We start from the raw sequence: 24,132 nt of genomic DNA, 5'->3' as shown, positions 1-24,132 counted from the left end.
ATGTCTGGGGTCAGGCCGGCGTTATGGAGAGGCGCCCCTGTGCCCGCTCCAGGCTCTGGGCGAGGAGGCGCATCAGGGCGTAGACGGTGTCGATATGCGGGGTCGGAGTGTCCGTGAGGCGCCCGAGCTCGATGATCGAGCCGACCAGGGCCTCGAGTTCGATCGGCCGGCCGGCCTCGACGTCCTGCAGCATCGAGGTCTTGTGCGCGCCGACCTTCTCGGCACCCGCGATGCGGCGCTCGATGCCGAGCTTGAAGGTGACGCCGAGGCGGTTCGCGATCGTCTCCGCTTCCCGCATCATGTCGGCGGCGAGCGCCCGGGTCTCGGGGAACTGGCAGATGTCCACGAGGGTGGCGTGGGCGAGCGCCGAGATCGGGTTGAAGCTGAGGTTGCCCCAGAGCTTGAGCCAGATCTCCGCCCGGATGTCGCTGGTCACCGGCGCGCGGAAGCCCGCCTTGATCAGGGTCTGGGCCAGTGACTGCACCCGGGCGGACATGGAGCCGTCGAGCTCTCCGAGGCCGAAACGGTGCCCCTCCACCACCTGCACCACGCCGGGCTCGGTGAGCACGGCGGCCGGGTACACCACCGAGCCGATGACGTGCTTGGGATCGAGATGCTGGGCGATGAGTCCGCCCGGGTCGGCGGTCTCCAGGTGCGTGCCCGTCAGGTCTCCGCCGTGCCCCTGCGAGAAGTACCACCACGGAATGCCGTTCTGCATCGTCACCACCATCGTGTCCGGTCCGATGAGGTGGTGAAGATCGGCCGCGATCGGCCCGACCTGATGTGCCTTGACGGTGAGGAGCACGATGTCGTGCGGTCCCGCCTCGGCCATGGACTTGGTGGCCTTGAGGTTCGTCACGTGGATCTCGGAGCCGTCCTCCTCGATCAGCCGCATGCCGTTGCGCTGGATGGCGTCGAGGTTCGCGCCGCGCGCGATGAAGGTGACGTCCTCGCCCGCGTGGGCGAGGCGCACGCCGAGAAATCCTCCGATGGCGCCGGCGCCGACGATCGCGATGCTCATGTGGGTGTCCCTGAAACCTGTCCTGATCACGTCCGCTTCGTAGGCGTCGGATGCCTCACGAAAAGCCGTTCGACAACACGCCGATGCCGGCGATCTCGACCTCGACCGTGGCGCCCTTCGGGATCGGCCCGGAGCCCACCGAGGTGCCGCAGGCGATGAGGTCCCCCGGCTCCAGGGTCATGCCCCGGGACAGCTCGGCCACGAGCTCCGCGGGCCGGCGCATCATGTCGGCGAGGGGATAGCGCTGGCGCTCGCGCCCGTTCACCCGGACCGCGACCTCGAGCATCTCCGGATCGATATCGGTGGCGATCACCGGGCCGAAGGGACCGAAGCCGTCATAGCCCTTCGATCGGGTCCAGTGCACGAAGCTCGGATCGGCCTTGAGCGCCTCCAGGGCGGTGACGTCGTTCACACAGGTGTAGCCGAAGATGTGCGCGCCCGCCGTCTCCGGGGTGAGGTCGCGGCCGCGCCGGCCGATCACGATCCCGAGTTCGCCCTCGAACAGCAGCCGGCCGGCCCCCTCCGGGGCCGTCACGGTCTGTCCGCTGGCGAGATAGCTGCTCGCCGGCTTCACGAAGTACAGCGGCACCTCGGGTCGCGTCAGGCCCTGCTTCTCCGCCGAGGCGTGGAAGTTGTTCCACAGGGCGATGTATTTCGAGGGCCGGCACGGCAGGTCGAGGGTGACTTGCGCCAGCGGCAGGGTCGCACCGGTGGGTGTCGGGTCCGCGAAGAGGTCGCCCGCGTGGACGAGAATGGTCTCCCCGTCGAGGCGTCCGAAACCGCGCGCGCCGTCGTGGAGGTAGCGAAGCCATCGAGCCATCGGGTCAGCTCCGGGCGATGAACCGCGCGCGCATCGGCTTCAGCACGAAGAGCGCGAGGAACCCGGCCAGGAAGGCCATGCCGGAGGCGGCATAGAACACGTTCTGCCAGCTGCCGGTCTTGGCCTGGATGGTGAGCAGGATCGGCAGCAGCAGGGCGGCGGTGCCCTTGGCGGTGTAGAGGAGGCCGGCATTGGCCGCCGCATTCTTGTCGCCGTAGGTGTCGCTGCAGGTGGCCGGGAACAGCGAGTAGATCTCGCCCCAGGCGAAGAACACGAGCCCGGTGAGCAGCACGAAGGCCATCGGGATGTGGGCGAACATGCCGAGCGCCAGGATGCCGGCGCCCTCGATCAGGAAGGCGATGACCATCGTGTTCTCGCGGCCGATCCTGTCCGAGACCCAGCCGAAGAACGGCCGCGTCACACCGTTGAGCACCCGGTCGATGGTGAGCGCGAAGGTCAGGGCCGGCAGGGTGATGCCGATGAGCGAGACCTCGACGCCCGCGACCTTGAAGTCCTTGGCGATGGGGGCGAGGGAGGCGGCCGCCATCAGGCCGCCGGCCGCCATCATCACGAACATGAGGTAGAGCAGCCAGAAGACCGGCGTCCGGACCATCTCGGCGGTGGAGTACTGGCGCCGGGTGACGGTGTTCACGGTCGCGGTGCGGCCCGCGAGCATCCGGTCCTTGAAGGCGGCGCTCGGCGAGACGAGGAGCAGGGCGGCCAGCATGACGATGAGGCCCTGGCCGAGGCCGAACACGAAGAAGGTGTGCTGGTAGCCGGACTCCCGGATCATGTTGGCGATCGGGATGACGGTGAGGGCCGAGCCGGCGCCGAAGCCGGCGGCGGTGAGGCCGGCCGCGAAGCCGCGACGGTCGGGAAACCACTTGAGGGCGTTGCCCACGCAGGTGCCGTAGACCGCGCCTGCGCCGACGCCGCTGACGGCGGCGGCCGCGTACAGCGTGCCCAGGGAATCCGCGTAGGAGTTCATCACCCAGCCGAGGGCGCAGAGGGCGCCCCCGAAGATGGTGACGAGGCGCGGACCGTACTTGTCGACGAACCAGCCCTCGATCGGCACCAGCCAGGTTTCCATCACCACGAAGATGGTGAAGGCCCATTGGATCGCGGTGCGCTCCCAGCCGAACTTCTGCTGGATCGGATCGACGAAGAGCGTCCAGCCGTATTGCAGGTTGGCGATCATCGACATGCACAGCACGCCCAGGACCAGCTGACCCCAGCGGCCGAGGGGCGGCGCATCCACCTTCGCAGGCGTCTCGACCCTGGCGGCATGGGCGTCCGCAGGCGCGATCGATGGTGCCCCGCGAGTAGCAGGCGCAGCAGTGCGCGCGGTCATGGGCGTCTTCCTCGGGTCAAATCTTGTTTGGTGGCTTTGGTTTTATCGGCAATTATTCTGAATTCAAGGATCTATACATCGGCCAAACCTGCACTTCGTCTGCAAAATTTTTGGGTTAAGCCCCTAAAAAATTTGAGATGCTGCAGGCTGCATCATCGAAGCTGGTTTTTACCCCGCGCTGCGAAAGGACTGTTTGCAGTGCGGTGTTCTGAGGCGTCGCGATTCCAGATCAGCCGACCCGAAGTGTCGGAATTGGAACCAACCGCGGGAGACACCGTTACGCTTGCCAGACGACGCCGGGTTGCATGCCGCGACCGGACGTTCAGCCTGATATCGGCTTCACGGAGGGTTCGATGAGCAGCACGACCGACAAGATCAAGGGTCTCGCCAACGAGGCTGTCGGCAACATCAAGCAGGGCATCGGTTCGGCCACCGGCAACGAGAAGCTGCAGGCCGAGGGCAAGGCCCAGGAACTGAAGGGCGAGGCCCAGAAGACGGTCGGCGATGCCAAGGACGGCATCAAGGGCGCGGCCCAGAGTGCTGCCGACGCCGTCAAGAAGATCTGACGAACCTGTCCCCGCGCTTCGGCTCCTGATGGGCCGGGGCGCCGAGCGGCCGGAGCGACCGGCCGCATCGTGGACACAGGCCCGGCCGGAACGACCGCCCACGCGCGGCCGGGCGTCCCGGCACGGGCCGAGATGAAAAGGATCCCCAGTATGAATCGCGACCAGATCGAGGGTGGAATCCGGAACATCCGAGGCCGTGGGCGCTCGGCCCTCGGCGCCGTGACCGGACGGGTTCGCCCGCAGGCCGTGGGCGCCTACGACCAGGCGGCCGGGGCCGTCCAGTATGCGTATGGCCGGGCCCGCGACACGGCCCATGACCTGCAGCGCGACGGCGCCCACCTGGTCGACGAGGCTCGTCACCGGGGCCGGGCGATCGCCGGAGACCTGCAGGACCGCGGCCGTCACTACCAGGACGAGGCCGTTCGGCGCGGCCGGGCCGTGGCCCGCCGGGCCGACGAGAACAAGGCTTCCACGCTCCTTCTCGTAGCCGCGGCGGCCTTCGGCGCCGGCTGGCTGCTGCGCCGGGCCCGCTGAAACGCCTATCCGTGACCGAATGGAGGGTCGGGCGCTCGCGCGTCCCGGCCCTCCGTCGCGTTCGATGATCCGACGCGGCGCCCCCCCTTGGAGGAGGCACGGTTTCCGTGGCAGGCAGGGCGAGGCGGTTCGATACCCCGCCCGAGGAGAGCGGGGATGCCGGTACGCCACTGGGCCGAGTTGACGACCGATGAGATCCGGGCGCGCGACATGGGTCGCGCCATCGCGGTGCTGCCCGTCGCCGCCATCGAGCAGCACGGTCCGCACCTGCCGCTGGCCACCGATGCGATCATCGCCGAGGGCTACCTCGCACGCCTGATGGCGCTCCCCGCCGACGGGCTCGATGTGCTGCTGCTGCCCGTTCAGACCGTCGGCAAGTCCGACGAGCACGAGAGCTTCCCCGGAACCCTGTCACTGACCACCGTGACGGCTCTCCAGGCCTGGACCGAGATCGGCGCTGCCGTTCACCGGGCCGGCTGCGCGAAACTTGTCATCGTCACCTCGCACGGAGGCAACAGCGGCCTGATCGACCTCGTGGCCGGGGAGCTGCGGGGGCGCCACGCAATGGTGGCGGTGACCACAGCCTGGAGCCGGTTCGGCTATCCCGACGGGCTGTTCCCCGAGGAGGAGATCCGTCACGGCATCCATGGCGGCGGCATCGAGACCGCCCTGATGCTCGCCCTGCGGCCGGATCTGGTGCGGCGCGGCGAGGTCGCGGACTTCACGCCGCGCACGCTGGCGATGGCGCGTACCTTCACCCACCTGCGTGCCGGCCGCCCTGCCGCCTTCGCCTGGCGGGCGGAAGACCTCAACCCGGCCGGTGCCATCGGCGATGCCCGGCTCGGTACGGCGGAGGCGGGGGACCGTGCCCTCGACCACGGCGCGCGGGCCTTCCTCGAACTCCTGCATGACGTCGATCGCTTCGACCTCGCCGGCTGAGACGTCGAAAGGATGGCTTCGGTCCCATGCGCTCCGTAACCTTGGGGGATGTCGGGGCGAACAGGCCTGATGCGAGACGCCCGACCTCTCGGATCAGGGAGCCCACCCGATGGCCTGCGCCGTCCCGGCCGGACACGACCTGCCTGCAGCGCCCAGGCGCGATGCCTTCGGCTGGGCCCGGGGCATCGGCCAGACGGCGGCGCGTAGAGGGATCGCTGAGCGCATGAGCCAGGACCAGGCGCTCGCGGCCGGCATGGCGGCGGCCCAGGCGGGCGATGCGGAAGCCTATCGTCGCCTGCTGCGCGACTGCCTGCCGGTGATCGCCGCGATGGCGCGGGCGCAGGGCGTCCGTCCCGAGGCCGTGGACGACGTGGTGCAGGACGTGCTGCTGACGATCCACCGGGCGCGGGCGACCTACGATCCGTCCCGGCCCTTCCTGCCCTGGCTGCGGGCCATCACCCAGCGCCGGGCGATCGACGGGATGCGCCGGGCCGGCCGGCGCCCGCGGGAGGTCCACGACCCCATCGCCTACGAGGCGGAGGTCGATCGCGGCCCTGCCCCGGGACACAGCCTGGAGGCGCGCGACCGCGAACGGGTCCTCGCCCGGGCGGTGGCCGCCCTGCCCGAGGGGCAGCGCCAGGCGGTGGAACATCTCGCCCTGCAGGAGCGCAGCCTCGACGAGACCGCCGAACTGACGGGACGCAGCAAGGGCGCCCTGAAGGTCAACCTGCACCGGGCGCTCAAGGCCCTGCGCCGGACGCTCGGGCCGGGATCCGCCGACCCGGACGCGGCCGAGTCCCGGACGGACGCGCGAGGAACACACGATGTCTGACGCGACCCGCACCTCCGCGCACGACCGCCTCGTGGACAGCCTCGCGGGCGGTCTGCGGCCCGTCCGGCGCCTGCCGGCACCGGCGTTCCGGGCGCTCGCCTGGTGTGCGCTCGCCCTCGGGCTGGGGCTCGCCCTGCTGCCGTTCGCCGATCTCGAGGCCCTGCGCCTGCGCATGGCGGTGGCCGACCTGCGCTACGCCGCCCTCGGCGCGGTCGCGACCGCCCTCACGGCGGCGGTCGCGGCGTTCCAGACCAGCGTGCCGGGGCGCTCCGCCGCCTGGGCGCTGCTGCCCCTGGGGCCGGCCGTGTTCTGGATCGGGGCCAGCGGCGCCGGCTGCCTGCGGGACTGGACGGTGACCGACCCCGCCGGCCTGCACCAGACGGGGGGATGCGTCGTCTTCCTGCTCGCCGTCTCGATCCCGCTGTCGCTGATCCTCGTCTGGATGCTGCGCCGCGCCTGCCCGCTGCGGCCCAACCTCACGGCGGCGCTGGCGGGACTCTCGGCGGCCGCGACCGCAGCCGCACTCCTCGTGCCGTTCCATCCGCACGACGCCACCGCGACGGACCTCGCACTCCACGCGCTCGTGGTGGGCCTCGTGATCGCCGCCAACGGCCTCGCCGGCGGCCGCCTGCTGGGACGGGGCTGAGAGCCGCGGGGGCGGGGTCGGGAACGCGCCGGTATACCGATGGGGTCGCGTCGAGGTCGCGCGCGGGTCCGGCCCGCGGCGCTCAGGCGGCGCGGATCGCGTCCGCGACCTCGCCCGGATACTCCTCGTGCGGGCTGAGCGCCCCCGGCACCGAGGCCCGGGCGACCCGGCCGGTGGCGATCAGCGCGTCCATCTCGGCGCCGGAGCGGCGCGGGGCCCGCTCCGGCCGCAGGACCAGGACCGGCGGCAGGCCGGGGGCCTCGAACAGGTCGAGGAAGTCCCGGCGATTCGCGAAGGGGTCGAGGCCGCCGGTGACGAAGGCGGCGGTGCCGAAGCGGCCGCCGTTCTGGCGGGTGATGGCGTGCTTGTCGGCGATGACCCCGGGGGTGACGTGGTCGGGGTCGGCATAGACGTGGGCGCGCATCATCCGGCCGATGACGGGGCGGCTGATGTTGATGCGGTAGAGGGCGTCGCCCAGCAGCGGCAGCTCGACGGCCCGGCGCAGGCCGGCGAACAGGCCCTGGCGCTCGGGCCCGAGGGCGGTGGGCAGGGGGCCGCGCCAGGTCGGGGCGACGAGGACGAGGCGCGCGAAGGCCCCGGGATGGCGCCGGGCCGCGGCCACGAGGTAGCCGGCGGCGTGGCCGGCCCCGACCGCGAGGGCGTAGGGGCCGGGGGCCGCCGCCAGCAGGGCGTCGAGGAAGGCGTGCATCGTCTCCGGGCTCATCGGCACCCGGGCGCGGACATGGTCGCCGAAGCCGGGCCAGTCCGGCACGAGGCAGCGATAGGCGTGGCCGAGATCCTTGGCCAGGGGCCGCATCTCGACCCGGGCCGAGATCGAGGACAGGGCCGGCAGCAGAAGGGCGTCGGGGCCGCTGCCGACGACGTCGTAGGGGGTCGGCACGCGGCGCCCGGCGAAGGTCAGCGCGAAGCTGCGGGCGGAATGGGCCGGGTCGATCATCGTACTCCTCTCTCCTCGCATCCGGGACGATTCCACCGGCCCCAGATGGGGCAGGGCCGGCCGCTCCGGCACGCGACCGAGCGCCGCCCCGAAGAGGCTTCGCTCGGATTTCGGTCAAGCGACCCGGCGACGCCCCGAAAGCGGCTTCACTCGGATGTTCGGCCTTATGGAGCAAATGCACCAAATGCCATCGTATCGGCTGGGATTTGCGGCTTAAAAGAATTGCACTTCACGGGCCAGTGCGCCGTCCGTCGCGATCTCCGTAAACGCTGTGAAGGGCCTCTCGGCGCTCCAATTCAGCCGCGATCTGGACATCTCCTAAAAGACGGCCTTCGTCCTTGCTCACAAACTGCGCGAGGTCCTTGCGGCTGAGACGGCCCGGCATGCCGTTGAGGGCAATGTCGAGATCGACGCCGCGTATTTCGGCGGAACCGTGCGTCCTGAGAACCGCAAGGAGAATTGGAAGGACCGTCGCTCCAAGGCCAACCTGTCGGACGGTCGCCGGGTCGTCATCGTCATGCGCCAGCGCCGTACCCTGACATTCGTTGCCAAGCGCGAGGCGGAGGGCGTGAAGCTGGCCGAGCAGCACGTCGCGCACGGCTCCAAGGTCTATGCCGACGAGGCGACCCACTGGGACGATCTAGAGGCCAAGTTTCCCGACGCTGGCCGCATCAATCACTCGCTGGCCTACTCAGCGGATGGCGCGAACACGAACCAAGCTGAGAACTTCTTCGCCCGCCTGCGCCGTATGGTGGCCGGCCAGCACCACTTCGCGACCGCGCGCTACCTCCATCAGTACGTCGCCGAAGCCGCTTGGAAGGAGGACAACCGTCGCCTGCCGAATGGCGAGGCGTTTACGCAGACCGTCCGCCTCACGATGGCGTCGCCGGTCAGCCGGACGTGGAAGGGCTACTGGCAGCGGCACGAGGCATAATGCTGTCGGCTCAGACTTGAGCTGGCAGCATCCGGTGCTGGCTTCCGTAAAGTTCCAGCACTCGACAGGCGGCTTCGAAAGAGGAGCACTTTGCGAGCACGTTCGTACAACGGCTTGCGCTTACACCACCTTCGGTTTCATAAATGAAGTAACCGAAGGAGTCGCCGAGGCCATCGACGCCGAGTTCGTCCAAAATCTCATCGGAGAGGGGCGACAGACAGATGTAGTGGCCGGGGCGCAGCTCATAGCGAAAGTGCGAGTCGTCCATGCTGGCCTCCGAAATGGATTACGATGTCTACCATTCTCCGCGACTGAGCCCTATTCAGTTCGGAGATTACGTTGCCGCCGATGGCGGTGAGCGCGAAAGAATTCTACGTGCGGCAAAGTTTTACAAGCGCGGGCCTCGGGCTCGCGCTTGGTTCGCCAAGCAGCACATCACATCCTACCTCACAAGCGCGAGCCGGAACATTGGCCACCTAGACGCGGCCTTGGCAGAGGCTTCGCGCGATGCCGCAAACTCATCACTCTCCGATCTCAAGAGAGATGATGCTAGCGTAAGCGTACAAAATCTATCTGTATTTATTAAGATGCTCAATAAATTCAAATTTACAGGCAAGGACTTAACGCCGCTTGAAGAGAAACAACCACCAGTGGTTATAGAAGGGGTTAAAGTTCAGACTGACCTTGCATGCCTTGTCAGGAGTGTTTCTAGGTCTGATGTGCCGCGAGTTGGTGCAGTATTTTTGAATACACAAGCAGGGAATGGGTTAGGAACTCGAGAGGAAACAAAAAGAAAACGCACTAAGGCGGGAGAAACTGTTTCGTTGATCGTTCTTGGTCGACTTATCAACGAATTTTCGGATTTTGGTGAGCCTCATCCTGAAGACTGTCTCCATGTTTATGTGAGAGCTGGTCACTTCTGGTCGGCACCAAAATCGTATGTAAACAAAATGGAAAACGTAAAAGCTGAGGCGAGATCCGTAGCGAATGGGTGGGATGCGATTGTCCCACCATCGGATTATGACCCAGCGCGGGCTAACCACTTGCAGTAGAACAACTACTTAGCTTCCTGCCAAACCTGCCCCGCCTGCGTCCGCTCCCCCTCCACCATCCGGCTCGCGCGCATTTTCCTGAGTGCGCAGCCGACGCGGCGGATGACGTCGGCCAGCAAGCGCCGGTCCCGGCCGTCCTTCCCCTCCGTCCAGCAGACGAGAAGCGCCAACTGGCGGGCCGTCAGCGGCTCCCCTGCCTTGCGTAGCTCGGCCAAGAGGTAGTCCCGTAGCTCGTTGCGGTAGAACAGCACGATCCGGGCCGCGCGGGGCGTGGAGCCCTCTAGCTCGCCCCTGAACCCACACGCCTCCAGAACCCTGTCCAGGGCCTCTATGTTGTTGGAGAGGATCGCCATGCGCTCGCGCAAATCGGCGTTCCCTCGGCTGGCGACGCCCCTCCCGGCAGGGGCGTCGCTTAGAAACGGGTCAGACGCCCCGGGATCAGGTGCGCAGGAGCTCGTTGATGGCGGTCTTGGAGCGGGTTCCGGCATCGACGCGCTTGACGATCACGGCGCAGTAGAGGCCCGGGCCGGGGCTGCCGTCGGGCAGGTCCTTGCCCGGCGTGGTGCCGGAGACCACCACCGAGTAGGGCGGCACGCGGCCGTACATCACCTCGCCGGTGATCCGGTCGATGATCTTGGTCGAGGCGCCGATATAGACGCCCATGGAGAGCACGCTGCCCTCGCCGACGATCACGCCCTCGGCCACCTCGGCGCGGGCGCCGATGAAGCAGTTGTCCTCGATGATGACCGGGTTGGCCTGGAGCGGCTCGAGCACGCCCGCGATGCCGGCGCCGCCGGAGATGTGGCAGTTCTTCCCCACCTGGGCGCAGGAGCCGATGGTGACCCAGGTGTCGACCATGGTGCCCTCGCCCACATGGGCGCCGAGGTTGATGAAGCTCGGCATCAGCACCGCGCCGGGGGCGATGTAGGAGCCGCGGCGCACGACGCAGCCCGGCACCGCCCGGAAGCCGGCCTCGCGAAAGTGCTTCTTCTTCCAGCCCTCGAACTTCGAGGGCACCTTGTCCCACCAGGTGGCGCCGTCGGGGCCGCCGTGGATGATCTCCATGTCGTTGAGGCGGAAGGAGAGCAGCACCGCCTTCTTGAGCCACTGGTTGACCTGCCAGTCGTCGCCGACCTTCTCGGCGACCCGGGCCTGGCCGGAATCGAGCAGCTCCAGGGCCGCGTCGACGGCCTCGCGCACGGCGCCTTTGGTGCCGGTGTCGATGCCGGCGCGCTCCTCCCAGGCGGTCTCGATGGTGGCGGCGAGGTCGGCGGCGGACGCGGGGTGCGACATGGGGCGGGTTCCGGCAACGGTTCGGGACGGGCCCCGTGCTTACAAAAGCCCGTCCGGCCTGTCACCTTCGCGGCCGCCCGTCATGAATCAGCCGGCGGTCACGAACCAGCCGGCCGTCATGGACTAGCCGGCCGTCATGGGCTTGGAGCTGGCATGGCCGCAGGCGTCGTAGCGGCGCTCGATGAAGAAGTAGTCCTGCATCGTGGTGTTGAAGTACTTGGCCGAGACCGAGACCTCGCGCTTGCCCGGCCGGCCCTCGGTGACGGCGCTCGGCACCCGCTCGATGGTGCAGCACTCGGTCTTGTCCCCGAGATAGTCGAGCCGGTTGGCATAGGCCCGCCCGCCGTGATCGCCGTTCTTGACGATGTCGCGGATCATGATGTCGACATAGGCCTCGTCGGGCAGGGTCGCGTTGGTCTCGTAGCAGATCAGCAGGCGGGTCGAGCGCTCGTAGATCAGGTAGCCCGCGCCCGCGACCACGGCCGCGAACACGGCGACGGCCGCCGCCTGCGCGGCCCATCCCCGCGGTCTCTCGTCTGCGGCTTCCGCCATGGCATCACACCCCCTCGCGCATCCGGCCGGCCCCCGAGGAGGGCGGAGCCCCGGCCTCCGTCCGCGCGCCGGACGACGCGCAGGACCGAGCTTGCACCGGAAAATCATCACAAATGGTTTCGAACCGGGAGAGGATTGTCGCCGCCGGGGGTTCGGGGCCGAATTGGACAGGTGGGCCGATCGGACAATACTTCGCTAGACCACCGCGCTCGAACCCGGCACTGGCGCCATCCTCAAGGCATTCGGAAGGCCAGGACATTCCGGCCGGATGATCTGATGTTCGCCCCGATCGACCCCCGGGCCGCGCCGTTCGGGAGGCCGCGCCGCACGGCGCTTCGGAGCCGGGGACGCCCCCTCGCCTACGGGGCGATCCGGTCGAATCGTTCGCTCAAGCCGGCGAGGTCGCCCGCGAAGCCGGCGAGGTCGGCGCTCAGCTCGCCGTGGATCGCGCGGGCGGCGTCGGGGAATTCCTCCAGCACCCGGCGCATCAGCGTGGGGGTGATGCGGATCACCTCGGCGGCGCCGACCGCGTCGGCGTCGCAGGGGCGCTCGCCGCGCTGGAACAGGGCGAGGCGCCCGATCAGGCTCGAGCGGCCGACGGTGACGGGGGCCGTGCGGCCGCCCCGCGGGGTCAGCGCGAGGCCGCCGGACATCACCACGTAGCCGCCGTCGCCGCGATCCCCCTGGGCGAACAGGCGCTCGCCCGCCGCGAGGCCGCGGCGCTCGGCGGCGAAGGAGAGCAGGCGCAGGGCGTCCCGGCTCAGGAAGCCGAACAGCGGCGCGGCGCTCAGGATCGCGATGTCGTCGTCGAGCCCCACCTGCCCTCCCGTCCTGCCCCGTCCCGGCCGGCCTGCGCCGGGTCGCCGGGAGCTTAGCCGAACCGGCGGGCGGACGAAACGGCGCCAGGGCCGGACGAGGGGGGGACGCCGCCTTATCGACGCGCGGGGGCGCCGGCGGGCCCGCTCAGGGCAGCAGCTTGTAGCCGCCGCCCTCGGTGACGAGGATCGCGGCCAGCGCCGGGTTCGGCTCGATCTTCTGGCGCAGGCGGTAGATGTGCGTCTCGAGGGTGTGGGTGGTGACCTGGGCGTTGTAGCCCCAGACCTCGGCCAGCAGGGTGTCGCGGCCGACCACCTCGCGGCCCGCCCGGTAGAGGAAGCGCAGGATCGCGGTCTCCTTCTCCGTGAGCTTCAGCTTCGAGCCGCGCTCGCCCACCAGCAGCTTGGCGCCGGGGCGGAAGGTGTAGGGGCCGATCTGGAACACGGCGTCCTCGCTGGCCTCGTGGCTGCGCAGGTGGGCGCGGATGCGCGCCAGCAGGACCGCGAACTTGAACGGCTTGGTGACGTAGTCGTTGGCGCCCGCCTCCAGGCCCTCGACCGTGTCGTCCTCGGAATCCTGCGCCGTCAGCATGATGACCGGGCCGCGATAGCCGCCGCGGCGCATGGCCCGCACGGCCTCGCGTCCGTCCATGTCCGGCAGGCCGACATCCATCACCGCGAGGTCGATCCGATCCTCGATGACGCGGGTCACGGCGCTCTGACCGTCCAGGGCGGTCAGCACGGTGAATTCCTCGTAGAGGTCGAGCTGCTCCGTCAGCGTCTCGCGCAGCGAGGCGTCGTCGTCGCAGATGAGCAGGCGATGGGTATTCGGCATCGACCGAAAGTCTTTCAGGCAGTGTGCAGGACGCGCCGACGGGTCTTGAAGACCAGCAGGCGGGCGATAGCGTGGAGGATCGCCGATCGTAACACGACCCTCGGGTATCCTGACGACACGTGCCCTGCATCTTGGCTCGTGTCGATCACGATATGCTCATTAAACCAACAATCCCGGCCGCGCACAATACGGTTGTGCACAGCCTAACATCCCCGCAACGAGGCGGACCCGGGAAAAGTTTCACGCCGGAGGCCGTGATCGGGCGCGCAGTCGCGGCCGAGACTTGCTGTGGCGGGGTTGCGGTGACGGTCTTGCTGTGACGGGCTTGCGGTGGCGGGTCCGGAACCGCACGCGATCAGGGACCGGACCGACGAGACCCGATTTGCCGAGACCCGATTTGCCGAGACCAAACCTGCCGAAACCCCGCGACCGGAGCCGATGAAGCCGACGATGACGAAGCGGACCACCCTCCCCCGCCTGCGGGTGCGCGCCCTCGTGACCGACCGGAGCCGGGGCCAGCTCCTGGCCGGGGGCGCCGTCATTCCCTGCGCCCTCGGGCGGAGCGGGATCACGCAGGCCAAGCGCGAGGGCGACGGCGCCTCGCCCCGGGGCACGTTCCGCCTGCGCGGCGGAATCTACCGGCCGGACCATTTCGCGGGCCGGCCGGCAAGCCCCCTCCCCTTGCGCCCGAGCGCGCCGGGCGACGGCTGGTGCGACGACGCCCGGGACCGGCGCTACAACCGGCCGATCCGCCTGCCCGCCCCGGGGGTCGGGCACGAGCGGATGTGGCGGGAGGACGGGCTCTACGACCTCGTGGTCGATCTCGACTACAACCGCGGCCCGATCCGGCCCGGGCGCGGCTCGGCGATCTTCCTGCACGTGGCCCGGGGCGGCTTCCTGCCGACCGAGGGCTGCGTCGCCCTGCGCCGGGCCGACCTCGTGCGCCTGCTGCGCCGGGTCGGGCCGGGCACCCGGATGCGGATCGGCTGACCGGGTTCAGGCGGACGGGCACGGCCCCGGAAGGTTCGGCATCCGGCGCGTCCCGCACGAGGAGCTGCGCCACCTCCGCCGCATCCGCCATGTTCGATCATACGGCCACGGGACCGGTCAGGTATCGCGGGGAATAATTGCCGGCTCAGCAAGCGTGTAGCCGGCTGTCTGGTGCATGCGAGCTCTAGGTCTCGCACCCCACCCGGCCTGACACGCGCGGGCTGCCTTCACCCCCCGTCATTCCGGGGCCGCGCAGCGGAGCCCGGGATCCAGACACGCAGGTTGCGCAAGACGTTGCACCGTCGGCGGCTCTGGATTGCACGCCTCCGGCGCGCCCCTGCGGGTCCGGGCTCGCCTTCGGCGCCCCGGAATGACGGTGCGGTGCTGGCCGCGATCGCGCTGTCTGGAGGGATAGGATCGGGCCGGACACGTCGCACTCGGCACTCCGTCATCCCGGGGCCGCGCAGCGGAGCCCGGGATCCAGACACGAAGGTTGCGCAAGACGTTGCACCGTCGGCGGTTCTGGATTCCGGGCTCGCCTGCGGCGCCCCGGAATGACGGTGCGGTGAAGGCTGTCTCACGTCGCTGTCGGGACAGAGCGCACGCGAAGCCAAGAAGGGAAGAGGCAAACCCCCTCCCCTGCCCGGGTTCAGTCCACCGCCTCGGCCGAGGCCGCCGTCAGCGCCGTCATGTTGACGATGCCGCGGACGGTGGCGGTGGGGGTGAGGATGTGCACCGGCCGGGCCGCGCCGAGCAGGATCGGGCCGACGGAGACGCTCTGGCCGGCCACCACCTTCAGGGCGTTGAAGGTGATGTTGGCCGCTTCCAGGTTCGGCATGACCAGCAGGTTGGTCTCGGCGGTGAGGGCCGAATCCGGCCGCAGGCGGCCGAGGATCGTGCGGCTCAGCGCGGTGTCGGCCGACATCTCCCCGTCGACCTCGAGATCCGGCGCCTGGGCCCGGATCAGGGCGAGGGCCTCCCGCATCTTGCGCGAGACCGGATCGTCGACGCTGCCGAAATTCGCGGACGCGACCAGGGCGACGTGCGGCGTCTGCCCGAAGCGGCGCATCTCGGCGGCGGCCAGCACCGTCATGTCGGCGATCTCCGCCGCGCTCGGGTCGCGGTGGATGTAGGGATCGCAGATGAACAGCGTGTGCCGGGGCAGCTGCAGCAGGCCCATGGCGGCGAGGCCCTGCGCGCCCGGCTTCAGGCCGATCGCCCCGGTCACCTCCGCGAGATGGGCCGGATAGGTGCCGGTGGTGCCGCAGAGCATGCCGTCGACGTCGCCGGCGGCGAGGAGCCGGGCGGCCTGCACGGTGGCGCCGGCCTCGGGGCTGGTCTCGACGACGTGCACGTCGGTGCCGATGCGGAGGCGCAGGCCGAGGCTGGCGATCCGGCTCACGATGGTCTCGGCCCGGCCGACCAGGACCGGGGTGGCGAGGCGCTCGTCCACCACCACCTGGGCGGCGCGCAGCACGCGCTCCTCCTCGCCCTCCGCATAGGCGATCCGCCTGGCGCCCGTTTCGGAGTTCGCGCCGGCCTCGGCGGCGGCGGCGAAGACCGGCTGCATCACCGTGCCGGAGGTGTAGACCAGGCGCTCCAGGGAGCGGCGGTAGGACTCGACGTCCTTGAACGGCCGGGTGGCGACGCCGCTGTCGATGGCGGCCTGGGCCACCGCCGGGGCGACGGTGGTGATCAGGCGCGGGTCGAAGGGCCGGGGGATGAGGTAGTCCGGCCCGAAGCGCAGGTCGTTGGCGCCGTAGGCGGCGGCCACCACGTCCGACTGCTCGGCATGGACGAGGTCGGCGATGGCGCGCACGGCGGCGAGCTTCATGGCCTCGTTGATCTCGGTGGCGCCGACGTCGAGGGCGCCCCGGAAGATAAAGGGGAAGCACAGGACGTTGTTGACCTGGTTCGGATAGTCCGAGCGGCCGGTGGCGATGAGGCAGTCCGGCCGCACCTGCTTGGCCAGCGCCGGCAGGATCTCCGGGTCGGGGTTGGCGAGCGCCAGGATGATCGGCTTGTCGGCCATGCCGGCGACCATCTCGGGCTTGAGCACGCCGCCCTGGGAGACGCCGAGGAAGATGTCGGCGCCCGCGACCGCGTCGCCCAGCGTCCGGGCCGCGGTGTCCCGGGCATAGGCCCGCTTCTGCGCGTCGAGGGAGGCCATCCGGTCGGTGGAGACGACGCCGCGGGAATCGCAGACGAGGATGTTCTCCTTGCGCAGGCCGAGGCCCACCAGGATGTTGAGGCAGGCGATGGCGGCCGCGCCCGCGCCCGAGCAGACCAGGCGGGCGGATTCGATCGGCTTGCCCACCACCGCGAGGGCGTTGATCAGGGCGGCGGCGGCGACGATGGCGGTGCCGTGCTGGTCGTCGTGGAAGACCGGGATCTTCATGCGCTCGCGCAGCTTCGTCTCGATGACGAAGCATTCGGGGGCCTTGATGTCCTCGAGGTTGATGCCGCCGAAGGTCGGCTCCAGCCGGGCGACGGTCTCGATGAACTTCTCCGGGTCGGTCTCGTCGACCTCGATGTCGAACACGTCGATGCCGGCGAACTTCTTGAACAGGCAGCCCTTGCCCTCCATCACGGGCTTGCCGGCCAATGCGCCGATATTGCCGAGGCCGAGCACCGCCGTGCCGTTGGTGATGACGGCGACGAGGTTGCCGCGGGAGGTCAGGGTGTAGGCCTCCTCGGGCGCGTGCGCGATCGCCATGCAGGCGGCGGCGACACCCGGGGAATAGGCGAGCGCCAGGTCGCGCTGGGTGCTCATGTCCTTGGTGGGCAGGACCGCGATCTTACCGGGCGTCGGGAAGCGGTGATAGTCGAGGGCGGCCCGGGTCAGGGCGGCCTCGGTGCCGGCATCGGCATTCGCGGCGGCGCCGGCGGTGCGCAGGTCGGTGTCTTTGCTCATGGTGCGGTCCTTCGGTTCGGGTGACAGGCGCCGTCCGCCCCGCCGAGGGCGGGGTCGGTGGCATCCGGATGGGGCATCTCGGAACGGGTTCGGGGGCCGGCGGCTCAGGACGGGCCGGGATCGGCCGGCGGCGCGGCCGGATCGGGCTCCACGGCCGGATCCGGGTCCTCGGTCGGCTCGGGATGTCCGGCCGGCTCTGGATGTCCGGCCGGGTCACTCCGGGCCGCCCGGCGGCCCTCGGCGAGGAGGTCCAGGGCCTGCGCACGGGCGAGGTCCCAATCGCGCACGGCCCAGTCCATTTGCCGGCGCAGGAAATCCTGCTGCACCTGCAGCAGGGCCGGCAGGGTGCGGGCCGCCATCATGTCCTGCACCAGGGCGAGGTTGGCGGCGAGCTGGCGCTGGGTGCTGCGGGCCACCAGCCGGCCGGCGGCCTGCAGGTCCGCGTCGAGGTCGCTGCCGGCCGTCCGGCCGAGGGCGGCGAGGCGCTCGAGATGGTCGTCCAGGGCCTCCGCCACGGCATCGCGGGCGGCCTCCGCGCGCCGGAGCGACGGGTCCGCATCGAGATCGGAATCGGGTGGGTTCGATGGCATCCGTTGCGTCTCCCGAAGCCGGAGCCCGACGGGGCTCCGCGAGGACCGCGCCGGCCCCGGCGCGATCCTGTCTTCCCGATGCGGCGGCCGGTCCCGCCTGTCCGCCCCCGAGGGGCCCGGGCGCAAGGCCCCGGCCTCAGTGACCAGGCTCGGTGACCGGCCTCAGTGACCGACCTTCTTGGGCCCGTCCTTCCGGGGCATGTAGAGGTCGGTGATGGTGCCCTCGAAGGCCTCCGCCGCCAAGCCGATCGTCTCCGACAGGGTCGGGTGCGGGTGGATGGTCAGGCCGATATCCTCGGCATCCGCCCCCATCTCGATGGCGAGCGCGGCCTCCGCGATGAGGTCGCCGGCCGAGGGGCCGACGATGCCGCAGCCGAGGATGCGGTCGGTCTCGGGGGCGAACAGGACCTTGGTCAGGCCCTCCTCGCGTCCCAGCGCCAGGGAGCGCCCGGAGGCCGCCCAGGGGAAGACGCCCTTGCCGACCTTGATCCCCTTCGCCTTGGCCTCGTTCTCGGTCAGGCCGACCCAGGCCACCTCCGGGTCGGTATAGGCCACCGAGGGGATGACCTTGGCGTCGAAGGCGCTGGGCTTGCCGGCGGCCACCTCCGCCGCGACCTTGCCCTCGTGCGTCGCCTTGTGGGCCAGCATCGGCTGGCCGACCACGTCGCCGATGGCGAAGATGTGGGGCACGTTGGTGCGCATCTGCCGGTCCACGGCGATGAAGCCGCGCGCGTCGACGGCCACGCCCGCCGCCTCCGCGCCGATGCGCTGGCCGTTCGGGCGCCGCCCGACCGAGACCAGCACCTTGTCGAAGGTGTCGCTGGCCGGCGCGGTGCCGCCCTCGAAGGAGACCTTCAGCCCCGCCGGCGTCGCCTCGACGGCCGTGACCTTGGCCTTGAGGTGGATCGCCTCGTACTGCTTCGAGATCCGCTTCATCAGCGGCGTGACCATGTCCTTGTCGGCGCCGGGGATGATCTGGTCCATCAGCTCGACGATGGTCACCTTCGAGCCGAGCGCGTGGTAGACGGTGGCCATCTCCAGCCCGATGATGCCGCCGCCGATCACCAGGAGGCGGGCCGGCACGCCGTCGAGTTCCAGCGCTCCCGTCGAGTCGATGACCCGCGGGTCGTCGTGCGGGATGAAGGGCATCCGCACCGGCTCGGAGCCGGCCGCGATGATGGCGTGGTCGAAGCCGATCACCCGGGTCTGGCCCTCGTGCTCGACCGCGACCTGGTGGGGCGAGACGAAGCGGGCCTCGCCCGTCACCACCGTGACCTTGCGCTGCTTGGCGAGACCCGAGAGGCCGCCGGTGAGGCGCTTGACCACCCCGTCCTTCCAGTCCCGCAGCTTGTCGATGTCGATCTGCGGCGCCGTGAAGCTGATGCCGTGCGCCGCCATGGCGTGGCTCTCGTCGATGACCTTGGCGGCGTGCAGCAGGGCCTTGGAGGGGATGCAGCCGACGTTGAGGCAGACGCCGCCGAGGCTCGGCCAGCGCTCGACCAGCACCACCGACTGTCCGAGATCGGCCGCCCGGAAGGCGGCGGTGTAGCCGCCCGGACCGGCGCCGATGACGAGGACCTGGGCCCGCATCGCCTCGCCGGAGACGGGGGCCGCGGCCTTCGGGGCCGGCGCGGGCGCCGCCCCGCCGGTGGCGGTGGCCGAGGAGCCGTAGCCGGCCTGGCCCTCGCCCGGGGCGTGGCCGGGGACGCCCGCGCCGTTCGCGGGCGCGCCGTTCGTGGGGCCGCCCGCCCGGGTGGTGTCGGTCACGGCGGGCTTGGCCGCGCCGGCGCCGGCCGCCTCGGCCATCACCAGGATCAGGTCGCCCTGGCTCACGGTGTCGCCCGGCTTGATCCGCACCTCGGCCACCGTGCCGGCCACCGGGGACGGGATGTCCATGGTGGCCTTGTCCGATTCCAGCACGATGATCACGTCGTCGGCCGAGATCACGTCGCCGGGGCTGACGCTGACCTCGATCACGGGCACGTTCTTGAAGTCGCCGATATCCGGCAGGTGGACGTCGTTGCTGCTCATCGCTTCACCTCACTCGTTGGGTCGCGTGGGCCGGGCTTCGTCAGACGACGAGGCGGCGGACGTCCTCCAGGACGTGGGCGAGGTGGCGGGCGAAGCGCGCGGCGAGCGCGCCGTCGATGACGCGGTGGTCGTAGGAGAGCGAGAGCGGCACGATCAGGCGCGGCTTGAACTCCGTGCCGTCCCAGACCGGGCTCATCTTGGAGCGGGCGACGCCGAGGATGGCGACTTCCGGCGCGTTGACGAGCGGCGTGAAGGCGGTGCCGCCGATGCCGCCGAGGCTGGAGATCGAGAAGGTGGCGCCCTGCATGTCGGCGGCCGAGAGCTTGCCGTCGCGGGCTTTCGCCGAGATCGCGCCGAGGTCGCGGCTGATCTCGATGATGCCCTTGCGGTCGGCATCCTTGATCACCGGGACCACGAGGCCGTCCGGCGTGTCGACCGCGACGCCGATGTTGTAGTAGCGCTTGAGGATCAGCGCGTCCTTCTCAGGCGACAGCGAGGCGTTGAACTCGGGGTGCTTGCGTAAGGCAGAGACCGCGGCCTTGATCAGGAAGGCCAGCAGGGTGACGCGGTAGCCCTTGTCCTTGAGTTCCTTGCCGGCGTTGTCGAGTTCCCGGCGGTAGGCCTCGGTCTCGGTGATGTCCGACTCGTCCTGGTGGGTGACGAGCGGCACGTTGAGCCAGGACCGGTGCAGGTGCGCGCCGGAGATCTTCTTGATCCGCGACAGGGGCTGCGTCTCGACCGGGCCGAATTTCGAGAAGTCGACGGCCGGGATCTCCGGGATGCCCATGCCGCCGCCGGAGAAGGCGGCCGTGCCGGAGGCCGCCGGCGCGGGGGCGGCCGAGCGGGTGAGGTGACCCTTCACGTCCTCCTTGGTGATCCGGCCCTTCTCGCCGGTGCCCTTCACCGCCGTGAGGTCGAGGCCGAGCTCGCGGGCGAGGCGCCGCACGCCGGGGCTGGCATGGACCTGGGAGAAATCGGGCAGGGTGCCGGCCGGGGCGGCCGGTGCAGACGACGCTGCGGCGCTCGATGCCGGAGGGGAACTCGATGCCGGAGGGGAACTCGGGGCCGGCTCCTGCTTGGCCAGCAGCGCGGCGCTGTCGGCGCCGGCGGGCGCGTCGGCGGCCGTCTCGGCGCCCTTCACGTCACCCTGGGACGCCTCGCCCTTGAACACCAGGAGCGGCGAGCCCTCGCTGACCTTGTCGCCCAGCTTGACCAGGATCCTCTCGACCACGCCGGCGCTCGGCGAGGGCACGTCCATGGTCGCCTTGTCGGATTCCAGCGAGACCAGCGGGTCGTCGGGCCCGATCGTGTCGCCCTCCTTCACGTGGATCTCGATGATCGGGATGTCCTTGAAGTCGCCGATGTCCGGAATCTGGATCTCGATGCCCACTGCGCGTTCTCCCTGGCTCTGAGTCGAGGCCTCTCGCGGGCCCCCTCGTGCGGTCGCTTGTCGTCGATGATGGCGGAAAGGGTCGGGGCACCGGCCGCGCTCGGGCGGCCGGTGCCGGGCCGGCCGCGCTCGGGCGGCCGGCGCCGGGCCGGATCAGACGGTCCAGGGTGCCGGCCGGTCCGTGTCGATGCCGTACTGGGCGATGGCGTCGGCCACGGTCTGGGCCGGGATCACGCCCTCCTCGGCGAGGCTGTGCAGGGCCGCCACCACGACCCAGTGCCGGTTGACCTCGAAGAAGTCGCGCAGGCGGGCCCGGTAGTCGGAGCGGCCGAAGCCGTCGGTGCCGAGCACACGGTAGCGTCCGGGCACCCAGGTGCGGATCTGGTCGGCGAACAGGCGCATGTAGTCGGTGGCCGCGATCACCGGGCCGGTGCGGCCGGTCAGGCAGGTCTCGACATGGGAGAGGCGCTTGCCCTCGAGCGGGTGCAGGAGGTTCCAGCGCTCGGCGGCCATCGCGTCCCGGCGCAGTTCCGTGAAGCTCGGGCAGCTCCAGATGTCTGCGCCGATCCCGAAATCCCGCTCCAGCAGCTCGGCCGCCGCGATCACCTCCCGCAGGATGGTGCCCGAGCCCAGGAGTTGCACCCGGTGGCCCTGCTTCGTCTCCTTCGGGCCCTCCTTGAACAGGTACATGCCCTTGATGATGTCGGCCTCCGCGCCCTCCGGCATGCCGGGGTGCTCGTAGTTCTCGTTCATCACGGTGATGTAGTAGAACACGTCCTCCTGCTCGGCATACATCCGGCGCAGGCCGTCCTGTACGATCACCGCCACTTCGTAGGAGAAGGTCGGGTCGTAGGAGACGCAGTTCGGGATGGTGGACGAGATCAGGTGGCTGTGGCCGTCCTCGTGCTGCAGGCCCTCGCCGTTGAGCGTGGTGCGCCCCGCCGTGCCGCCGATGAGGAAGCCGCGGGCCCGCATGTCGCCCGCCGCCCAGGCCAGGTCGCCGACCCGCTGGAAGCCGAACATCGAGTAGTAGACGTAGAAGGGAATCGTCGGCGCGTCGGAATGCGAGTAGGAGGTCGCGGCCGCGATCCAGGACGACATCGCGCCCGGCTCGTTGATGCCCTCCTGGAGCATCTGACCGTTCTTGTCCTCCTTGTAGTACATCAGCTGGTTGGCATCCTCCGGCCGGTAGAGCTGGCCGACCTGGGAGAAGATGCCGAACTGGCGGAACATGCCCTCCATGCCGAAGGTGCGGCTCTCGTCGGGCACGATCGGCACGATGCGGTTGCCGATGTTCTTGTCGCGCAGCAGCGTGTTGAGGATGCGCACGAAGGCCATGGTGGTGGAGATCTCGCGGCCCGCGGTCTCCTTGAGCTGGGCCGAGAAGGCCGAGAGCGGCGGGATCTCCAGGGCCTGCGATGTGCGCCGCCGGGCCGGGAGCGGACCGCCCAGCGCCTCGCGCCGCGCCATCAGGTAGCGGTGCTCGGGGCTGCCCTCGGGGAACTTGATGAAGGGGATCTCCTTCAACTGGTCGTCGCTCAGCTCGATCTGGAAGCGGTCGCGGAACTGGCGCAGGACCGCCTCGCCCATCTTCTTCTGCTGGTGGGTGATGTTCTGGCCCTCGCCGGACTCGCCCATGCCGTAGCCCTTGACGGTCTTGGCGAGGATGAGGGTCGGCTGGCCCTTGTGCTTGGAGGCGGCGCTGTAGGCGGCGAAGACCTTGCGCGGGTCGTGGCCGCCGCGGGTCAGGCGCCAGATGTCGTCGTCGCTCATGTCGGCGACCAGCGCCGCGGTCTCCGGGTAGCGCCCGAAGAAGTGCTCGCGGATATAGGCGCCGTTCTTCGACTTGAAGTCCTGGTACTCGCCGTCGACGCATTCCTCCATCAGGCGCGCCAGCATGCCGGTGTGATCCTTCTGGATCAGGGCGTCCCAGCCCGAGCCCCACAGCACCTTGATGACGTTCCAGCCGGCACCCCGGAAATCGGCCTCGAGCTCCTGGACGATCTTGCCGTTGCCGCGCACCGGGCCGTCGAGGCGCTGCAGGTTGCAGTTGATGACGAAGACGAGGTTGTCGAGCTTCTCACGCGCCGCGAGCGCGATGGCGCCGAGGCTTTCGGGCTCGTCCATCTCGCCGTCGCCCATGAAGGCCCAGACCTTGCGGCCGTCCGTCTGCGCGAGGTTGCGGTGGTGCAGGTAGCGCAGGAAGCGCGCCTGATAGATCGCCATCAGGGGGCCGAGGCCCATGGAGACGGTGGGGAACTGCCAGAAATCCGGCATCAGCCAGGGATGCGGATAGGACGACAGGCCCTTGCCGCCGACCTCCTGCCGGAAGCCGAGGAGCTGCTCCTCGGTCAGGCGGCCTTCCAGGAAGGCGCGGGCATAGACGCCGGGCGAGGAATGGCCCTGCACGTAGATCAGGTCGCCGCCGTGGCTGGCATCGGCCGCCCGCCAGAAATGCATGAAGCCGGTGTCGTAGAGGGTCGCGGCGGACTGGAAGCTGGCGATGTGGCCGCCGAGCTCGGACGAGTCCTTGTTCGCCCGCAGGATGATCGCGATGGCGTTCCAGCGGATGGCCGAGCGGATGCGGTGCTCGATGGCCCGGTCGCCGGGATGCGGGTCCTGCTTCTCGGGCAGGATCGTGTTCAGGTAGGCGGTGTTGGCGGAATAGGGGACCGGAGCGCCCTTCTTGCGGGCCCCGTCGATGACCTGCTCGATCAGGTAATGCGCCCGCTCCGGCCCGTCGACGTCGAGGACGCCGTCCAGCGAATCGAGCCATTCCTGCGTCTCGACGGGATCGAGGTCGCGGCTACGCTCCATGGCATCCTCCTGGAATTCTTTCGCGGCTCTCACGGACCGCTCTTTGGCTCGCCACCGTCAGCAGCGTTCGTGCCACGGCCAACCAAGCGCTTTTCGTCTTATGTGGCAATGGCTTCGGCAGAGCGGAAAGTTTTTGGTCTGCGAAATTTGTTACGGGTTTCAATTTTTTTGTCCGGCTTTCCGGACCGGAGCCACCGGCAAGAGGCCGCCCGCCGACGAATCCCGGCCCTCCCGGCAGGGAGCGTTTCGCGG

General features: G+C 69.8%; 21 protein-coding genes and 2 pseudogenes. 8 read left to right on the top strand and 15 right to left on the bottom strand.

Going from position 1 to position 24,132, the window contains the following annotated elements:
• Positions 1–10 precede the first annotated feature (10 nt).
• From ACXJY8_RS19355 to oxlT, 3 genes are read right to left on the bottom strand one after another with little or no spacing between them, the layout of a single operon-like run.
• Entirely contained in the window at positions 11–1,021 is a 1,011-nt protein-coding gene (locus ACXJY8_RS19355) for a ketopantoate reductase family protein (protein ID WP_463772298.1), read from the bottom strand.
• Positions 1,022–1,076: 55 nt separating this feature from the next.
• Entirely contained in the window at positions 1,077–1,841 is a 765-nt protein-coding gene (locus ACXJY8_RS19350) for a fumarylacetoacetate hydrolase family protein (protein WP_463772292.1), read from the bottom strand.
• Between the two features lie 4 nt (positions 1,842–1,845).
• The gene (gene oxlT / locus ACXJY8_RS19345) at positions 1,846–3,192 is read right to left on the bottom strand and encodes an oxalate/formate MFS antiporter (RefSeq protein WP_463772284.1); all 1,347 of its coding nucleotides are present in this window, start codon (positions 3,190–3,192) and stop codon (positions 1,846–1,848) included.
• A 353-nt stretch (positions 3,193–3,545) separates the two neighbouring features.
• Here oxlT and ACXJY8_RS19340 point away from each other — a divergent pair, with 353 nt between their 5' ends.
• The 5 genes from ACXJY8_RS19340 (at position 3,546) to ACXJY8_RS19320 (ending at position 6,709) form a co-directional block, all read left to right on the top strand.
• Entirely contained in the window at positions 3,546–3,758 is a 213-nt protein-coding gene (locus tag ACXJY8_RS19340) for a CsbD family protein (protein WP_055946396.1), read from the top strand.
• Positions 3,759–3,908: 150 nt separating this feature from the next.
• Complete coding sequence (locus ACXJY8_RS19335) at positions 3,909–4,292, top strand: CsbD family protein (RefSeq protein WP_463772281.1); 384 nt, start codon at positions 3,909–3,911, stop codon at positions 4,290–4,292.
• Positions 4,293–4,448: 156 nt separating this feature from the next.
• Positions 4,449–5,231: a creatininase family protein gene (locus ACXJY8_RS19330; RefSeq protein WP_463772278.1), complete on the top strand. Its 783-nt coding sequence runs from the start codon at positions 4,449–4,451 to the stop codon at positions 5,229–5,231.
• Between the two features lie 223 nt (positions 5,232–5,454).
• Positions 5,455–6,063 carry an RNA polymerase sigma factor gene (locus ACXJY8_RS19325; RefSeq protein WP_463772273.1) on the top strand — a complete coding sequence of 203 codons (609 nt, stop codon included), beginning with the start codon at positions 5,455–5,457 and terminating at the stop codon, positions 6,061–6,063.
• Entirely contained in the window at positions 6,056–6,709 is a 654-nt protein-coding gene (locus tag ACXJY8_RS19320; protein WP_463772267.1) for an NrsF family protein, read from the top strand. Before ACXJY8_RS19325 ends, ACXJY8_RS19320 begins: the two co-directional genes overlap by 8 nt.
• An 82-nt stretch (positions 6,710–6,791) precedes the next feature.
• Here the strand turns inward: ACXJY8_RS19320 and ACXJY8_RS19315 are convergent, their stop codons facing one another.
• The gene (locus ACXJY8_RS19315) at positions 6,792–7,667 is read right to left on the bottom strand and encodes an alpha/beta fold hydrolase (RefSeq protein ID WP_463772265.1); all 876 of its coding nucleotides are present in this window, start codon (positions 7,665–7,667) and stop codon (positions 6,792–6,794) included.
• A 247-nt stretch (positions 7,668–7,914) separates the two neighbouring features.
• Here ACXJY8_RS19315 and ACXJY8_RS19310 point away from each other — a divergent pair.
• Positions 7,915–8,601, top strand: a pseudogene (locus ACXJY8_RS19310) (IS1595 family transposase); the annotation flags it as partial.
• 10 nt (positions 8,602–8,611) lie between these two features.
• On the opposite strand, the gene ACXJY8_RS19305 reads toward ACXJY8_RS19310, so the two are convergent.
• A complete protein-coding gene (locus tag ACXJY8_RS19305; protein ID WP_463772263.1) occupies positions 8,612–8,869 on the bottom strand; it encodes a hypothetical protein in 258 nt (85 codons plus the stop codon).
• Here ACXJY8_RS19305 and ACXJY8_RS19300 point away from each other — a divergent pair.
• Positions 8,868–9,653, top strand: coding sequence for a hypothetical protein (locus ACXJY8_RS19300; protein ID WP_463772259.1), 786 nt, complete (start codon positions 8,868–8,870; stop codon positions 9,651–9,653). The genes ACXJY8_RS19305 and ACXJY8_RS19300 overlap by 2 nt on opposite strands.
• A 5-nt stretch (positions 9,654–9,658) precedes the next feature.
• Here ACXJY8_RS19300 and ACXJY8_RS19295 read toward each other — a convergent pair whose 3' ends face one another.
• From ACXJY8_RS19295 to ACXJY8_RS19275, 5 genes are all read right to left on the bottom strand, one after another.
• Complete coding sequence (locus tag ACXJY8_RS19295; protein ID WP_463772257.1) at positions 9,659–10,006, bottom strand: hypothetical protein; 348 nt, start codon at positions 10,004–10,006, stop codon at positions 9,659–9,661.
• Between the two features lie 85 nt (positions 10,007–10,091).
• The gene (dapD, locus tag ACXJY8_RS19290; protein WP_463772253.1) at positions 10,092–10,946 is read right to left on the bottom strand and encodes a 2,3,4,5-tetrahydropyridine-2,6-dicarboxylate N-succinyltransferase; all 855 of its coding nucleotides are present in this window, start codon (positions 10,944–10,946) and stop codon (positions 10,092–10,094) included.
• 123 nt (positions 10,947–11,069) lie between these two features.
• Positions 11,070–11,498, bottom strand: coding sequence for a hypothetical protein (locus ACXJY8_RS19285; protein ID WP_463772250.1), 429 nt, complete (start codon positions 11,496–11,498; stop codon positions 11,070–11,072).
• 359 nt (positions 11,499–11,857) lie between these two features.
• Positions 11,858–12,316: a cyclic nucleotide-binding domain-containing protein gene (locus tag ACXJY8_RS19280; protein WP_463772247.1), complete on the bottom strand. Its 459-nt coding sequence runs from the start codon at positions 12,314–12,316 to the stop codon at positions 11,858–11,860.
• Between the two features lie 145 nt (positions 12,317–12,461).
• The gene (locus ACXJY8_RS19275; protein ID WP_463772244.1) at positions 12,462–13,148 is read right to left on the bottom strand and encodes a response regulator transcription factor; all 687 of its coding nucleotides are present in this window, start codon (positions 13,146–13,148) and stop codon (positions 12,462–12,464) included.
• Positions 13,149–13,598: 450 nt separating this feature from the next.
• On the opposite strand from ACXJY8_RS19275, the gene ACXJY8_RS19270 reads away from it, so the two are divergent.
• The gene (locus tag ACXJY8_RS19270) at positions 13,599–14,138 is read left to right on the top strand and encodes a L,D-transpeptidase family protein (protein ID WP_463772241.1); all 540 of its coding nucleotides are present in this window, start codon (positions 13,599–13,601) and stop codon (positions 14,136–14,138) included.
• Between the two features lie 649 nt (positions 14,139–14,787).
• Here ACXJY8_RS19270 and ACXJY8_RS19265 read toward each other — a convergent pair.
• The 5 genes and pseudogenes from ACXJY8_RS19265 to aceE all read right to left on the bottom strand — a co-directional run bounded on the left by ACXJY8_RS19265 (position 14,788) and on the right by aceE (position 23,880).
• Positions 14,788–17,052, bottom strand: a complete 2,265-nt coding sequence (locus tag ACXJY8_RS19265) for an NADP-dependent malic enzyme (protein WP_463772238.1) — start codon at positions 17,050–17,052, stop codon at positions 14,788–14,790.
• 104 nt (positions 17,053–17,156) lie between these two features.
• Positions 17,157–17,642, bottom strand: coding sequence for a hypothetical protein (locus ACXJY8_RS19260; RefSeq protein ID WP_463772236.1), 486 nt, complete (start codon positions 17,640–17,642; stop codon positions 17,157–17,159).
• A gap of 162 nt (positions 17,643–17,804) precedes the next feature.
• Positions 17,805–19,673: a dihydrolipoyl dehydrogenase gene (lpdA, locus tag ACXJY8_RS19255; protein WP_463772234.1), complete on the bottom strand. Its 1,869-nt coding sequence runs from the start codon at positions 19,671–19,673 to the stop codon at positions 17,805–17,807.
• Positions 19,674–19,713: 40 nt separating this feature from the next.
• Positions 19,714–21,132, bottom strand: a pseudogene (gene aceF / locus ACXJY8_RS19250) (dihydrolipoyllysine-residue acetyltransferase); the annotation flags it as partial.
• Between the two features lie 84 nt (positions 21,133–21,216).
• Positions 21,217–23,880, bottom strand: a complete 2,664-nt coding sequence (gene aceE, locus ACXJY8_RS19245; protein WP_463780825.1) for a pyruvate dehydrogenase (acetyl-transferring), homodimeric type — start codon at positions 23,878–23,880, stop codon at positions 21,217–21,219.
• Between the last annotated feature and the right edge of the window lie 252 nt (positions 23,881–24,132).

It is taken from the genome of Methylobacterium sp. TK31 (assembly GCF_055361545.1).
The sequence above is the reverse complement of the archived record's forward strand: the minus strand, read 5'-3'. Positions and strand labels throughout refer to the sequence as shown.

What these genes read in the sequence shown, in the direction of transcription:
- ACXJY8_RS19260 (WP_463772236.1), bottom strand. Translation starts at nt 17,642, where the DNA reads ATGCCATCGAACCCACCCGATTCCGATCTCGATGCGGACCCGTCGCTC.
- ACXJY8_RS19350 (WP_463772292.1), bottom strand. Translation starts at nt 1,841, where the DNA reads ATGGCTCGATGGCTTCGCTACCTCCACGACGGCGCGCGCGGTTTCGGA.
- ACXJY8_RS19330 (WP_463772278.1), top strand. Translation starts at nt 4,449, where the DNA reads ATGCCGGTACGCCACTGGGCCGAGTTGACGACCGATGAGATCCGGGCG.
- ACXJY8_RS19275 (WP_463772244.1), bottom strand. Translation starts at nt 13,148, where the DNA reads ATGCCGAATACCCATCGCCTGCTCATCTGCGACGACGACGCCTCGCTG.
- dapD (WP_463772253.1), bottom strand. Translation starts at nt 10,946, where the DNA reads ATGTCGCACCCCGCGTCCGCCGCCGACCTCGCCGCCACCATCGAGACC.
- ACXJY8_RS19300 (WP_463772259.1), top strand. Translation starts at nt 8,868, where the DNA reads ATGCTGGCCTCCGAAATGGATTACGATGTCTACCATTCTCCGCGACTG.
- ACXJY8_RS19325 (WP_463772273.1), top strand. Translation starts at nt 5,455, where the DNA reads ATGAGCCAGGACCAGGCGCTCGCGGCCGGCATGGCGGCGGCCCAGGCG.
- ACXJY8_RS19295 (WP_463772257.1), bottom strand. Translation starts at nt 10,006, where the DNA reads ATGGCGATCCTCTCCAACAACATAGAGGCCCTGGACAGGGTTCTGGAG.
- ACXJY8_RS19265 (WP_463772238.1), bottom strand. Translation starts at nt 17,052, where the DNA reads ATGAGCAAAGACACCGACCTGCGCACCGCCGGCGCCGCCGCGAATGCC.
- ACXJY8_RS19270 (WP_463772241.1), top strand. Translation starts at nt 13,599, where the DNA reads ATGACGAAGCGGACCACCCTCCCCCGCCTGCGGGTGCGCGCCCTCGTG.
- ACXJY8_RS19320 (WP_463772267.1), top strand. Translation starts at nt 6,056, where the DNA reads ATGTCTGACGCGACCCGCACCTCCGCGCACGACCGCCTCGTGGACAGC.
- lpdA (WP_463772234.1), bottom strand. Translation starts at nt 19,673, where the DNA reads ATGAGCAGCAACGACGTCCACCTGCCGGATATCGGCGACTTCAAGAAC.
- ACXJY8_RS19340 (WP_055946396.1), top strand. Translation starts at nt 3,546, where the DNA reads ATGAGCAGCACGACCGACAAGATCAAGGGTCTCGCCAACGAGGCTGTC.
- ACXJY8_RS19285 (WP_463772250.1), bottom strand. Translation starts at nt 11,498, where the DNA reads ATGGCGGAAGCCGCAGACGAGAGACCGCGGGGATGGGCCGCGCAGGCG.
- ACXJY8_RS19335 (WP_463772281.1), top strand. Translation starts at nt 3,909, where the DNA reads ATGAATCGCGACCAGATCGAGGGTGGAATCCGGAACATCCGAGGCCGT.
- ACXJY8_RS19305 (WP_463772263.1), bottom strand. Translation starts at nt 8,869, where the DNA reads ATGGACGACTCGCACTTTCGCTATGAGCTGCGCCCCGGCCACTACATC.
- ACXJY8_RS19355 (WP_463772298.1), bottom strand. Translation starts at nt 1,021, where the DNA reads ATGAGCATCGCGATCGTCGGCGCCGGCGCCATCGGAGGATTTCTCGGC.
- oxlT (WP_463772284.1), bottom strand. Translation starts at nt 3,192, where the DNA reads ATGACCGCGCGCACTGCTGCGCCTGCTACTCGCGGGGCACCATCGATC.
- aceE (WP_463780825.1), bottom strand. Translation starts at nt 23,880, where the DNA reads ATGGAGCGTAGCCGCGACCTCGATCCCGTCGAGACGCAGGAATGGCTC.
- ACXJY8_RS19315 (WP_463772265.1), bottom strand. Translation starts at nt 7,667, where the DNA reads ATGATCGACCCGGCCCATTCCGCCCGCAGCTTCGCGCTGACCTTCGCC.